The sequence below is a fragment of the Steroidobacter sp. genome (genome assembly GCF_016790065.1).
Lineage (GTDB): Bacteria > Pseudomonadota > Gammaproteobacteria > Steroidobacterales > Steroidobacteraceae > Steroidobacter.
Map to the genome: position 1 here is coordinate 1 of NZ_JAEUPY010000006.1, position 2,762 is coordinate 2,762.

3 protein-coding genes are annotated in these 2,762 nt (G+C 63.0%); all 3 read right to left on the reverse strand.

Annotated elements, in window-relative coordinates:
- A partial coding sequence (locus JNL55_RS00075; RefSeq protein ID WP_293848049.1) for a patatin-like phospholipase family protein occupies positions 1–715 on the reverse strand: 715 nt, incomplete at its 3' end.
- Between the two features lie 13 nt (positions 716–728).
- A complete protein-coding gene (locus JNL55_RS00080; RefSeq protein WP_293848050.1) occupies positions 729–1,763 on the reverse strand; it encodes a L,D-transpeptidase in 1,035 nt (344 codons plus the stop codon).
- Between the two features lie 24 nt (positions 1,764–1,787).
- On the reverse strand, positions 1,788–2,762 hold a 975-nt coding region (locus JNL55_RS00085; protein ID WP_293848051.1), incomplete at its 5' end, for a hypothetical protein.

A 2,762-nucleotide genomic window follows, 5' to 3' on the forward strand; every position in this document is an offset into this window, starting at 1 on the left:
GCGGCTGACCGACATCGACCACGATCACTCGGTCGACCCCCATCTCGCGAGCCACGTCGATAGGAATGTTGTTGACGATGCCGCCGTCCACCAGCGTGCGGCCGTCGTGTTTCACAGGCGCGAACGCACCTGGCACCGCCATGCTCGCACGCACGGCGAGCGCCAGATCGCCGGACTGAAACACCACCGGCTTGACCTCGCCGATGTCGGTGGCCACACAACGAAACGGAATGGGCAAGTCATTGAAGCTCTCGACGTTGCCCCGGCCTAGAAACATCCGGCGCAACCACAGGCCAAGCTTCTGTCCACGCACCAGCGTCGTCGGGAACCGCAGGTTGCCGTCGTGCAACCCGACTTCCAGATTGGCGACGATGCCGATGTCGGTCTCTTTCTGTCGCATCGGCCGTTCGCGCCGCGCGGTGCCGTCGTGAAAGATATCGATCCAATCGATCGAGCCGATGGCGCGCTCGATCTCATCGGGAGAATAACCAGCGGCATACAGGCCACCGACGATGGAACCGACGCTGGTGCCGGTGATGGCGTGGATGGGAATGCGCTCGCGTTCGAGCACTTTCAACACACCGATATGAGCAGCGCCTCGCGCCCCACCGCCGCCCAGCACGAGTCCGATGCGCTCGCTCTCGGCGTGCGCAAAACCGCTGGTACATAGCGCCAGCAAAAGCAGAAGATCCCGCCGCCAGTGCGTGCACTTCATGGTCAGCCTCTCATCAAGACTCTGGCGCGTCCGCGTTGATCACATCGAGCGACGGCCCGGTGGTCTGCGGCGTGATGGTTTCGTCCGTGACCAGCACCGTGGCCCCGAGCGTCAAGACGTCGAACACTCGCCGGACGAATTCCTCAGGAATGTCGATACGATCGGCGGCGACCGGCTCAGGCTCGCGACCTTTCTCGTCCTCGTGTCCAGCCAGCCCGACGCGAATCCAATGCTGGCGATCGGGCTGAGGCACGAAACGTTGCGCGCTGCTGCCTGGCCCAGCCACCAGTGTCAGCACATGAGTGCCGATCGGCTCGGGGCCCCGAAACACCACTCTAGCCCGGCCGATCTCGATACCGGCGCGATACACGATGACTCGGCCACTGCCCCGGCTCAGCACAATGCTGACCGGCCCGGTGGGCGACAACTCCGGCTGCCAACGCAACGACTCGGATTCCTGCAACGGACGGTGCGGTAACACGCGGCCCTTCGAGTCGACCGGCGTGACCAAGCCCGGATGAGTTACGCGGCTCGGCGCTTCCGCCTCGGCAGCGATGACCACTGTCATACCCATGGTGGACATTTCGAACAACAGACGCGCGAACTCGCTGGGCAGATGCACGCAGCCGTGCGATTCGGGATAGCCCGGCAAGCCACCCGCATGCAATGCCACGCCGCCCCAGGTGAGCCGCTGCATGTAAGGCATGGGCGCACTGTCGTAGATGGTGGAGCGGTGATCCTTATCCTTTTGCAGGATGGTGAACACGCCGGTGGGCGTTTCGTGACCTTTGCGGCCGGTGCTCACCGTGGTCGCGCCGATCAGCACGCCATTACGATAGACATAGGCCCGCTGCTCGTTGAGACTGACCACCATGAGCATGGGGCCGTCGGGTACGGCGTTGGCGTACCAGATGAATTGGCCGCGTTTCAGAGCGGCGACCGGGGTATCGGCCGGCATGGGTTCGCGGGCACCCCAAACCGGCACGCTCGCGGCGAACACATCGACAAACAGTAGACCGCAGACAGCGGCGAGTAACAGCGCCCTCATTTGGGGCTGCAGTCTGCTGGAAACTCAGCGGGCTGTCACCGGCGCCAATGCGTACTCGAGCCGGCGCACCGCCACGCGATCGGACTGATACGACGCCAGCCACAAGTCGTCATCGACCAGCAATGCTGCCGAGACGCCATTGAACGAAGCATCCGGTCCGCCGTAGGCGATCAGCTTGAACTGCATCGAAGCCGGATCGAGCTGCGCCACACCGTAGCCCCGATGACAAAGCATCCCATCGGCTTTGCCATCAACGATCTTGCGCAGGCCGCCGCAAGTCGGCTCATCGAATTGCATGCCCGCCAACAACAGCCGGCCTTCATGCCAATGAATGTTGTCGGGCATGAAGCCCGGCGCTAAAGCCCGCCTGAGTGGCTTGGAGGAATCCTTTCTCGAGAACACGACCACGGCGCGCCAGCCGAACGCAACCACGTAAAACTCCTGGTCGTCGGGCGATGTTTCTATGCCGTTGTTACCCGGCAGCTCAGTGCCCTTGAGCAACTTGAACGCCTCTGTGCCGGGACGCCACTCGTACACGCCGCCCGTAGTGCGGCCGAGCACGAAGTCCGTGATCGACGTGCCGGGATGAGTGAGCACGCTGGCGAGGATGGTGCCATCCGAGTAGGTCGCAACGCTGTTGGCCGCGATGCCGTCGGGCATCAGCACGCAACCTATCCAAGTGAGCTTGGGCTCATCGGCACGTGCGTCGATAGAGAAGATTTCGATGGCCTCTCGGCCGCCATGGTTCGCGACATGGAGCCGATGCAGCCCCGGAGACTGAGTCCGCAAGCTGATACCTTGCGCATTGAATACCGCGGCAGACGGCGGCGACGAGCACAATGGAAACGCCTTGGCATCGTGACCAATCTGAGTACGATCGCCCGAGTACCAAAAGCGCATGGTGCGCGCCGAGCTATCGACCAACTTCAGCCCCGCTCCACTACTGAAGCCGCTGAAGACCAACCAACGCGTGCCGGGAATGCGAGCGACATCTTCGGG

Bases quoted from the DNA above. Each gene is read 5' to 3' on its own strand.
- JNL55_RS00080 (WP_293848050.1), bottom strand. From the start codon at position 1,763: ATGAGGGCGCTGTTACTCGCCGCTGTCTGCGGTCTACTGTTTGTCGAT.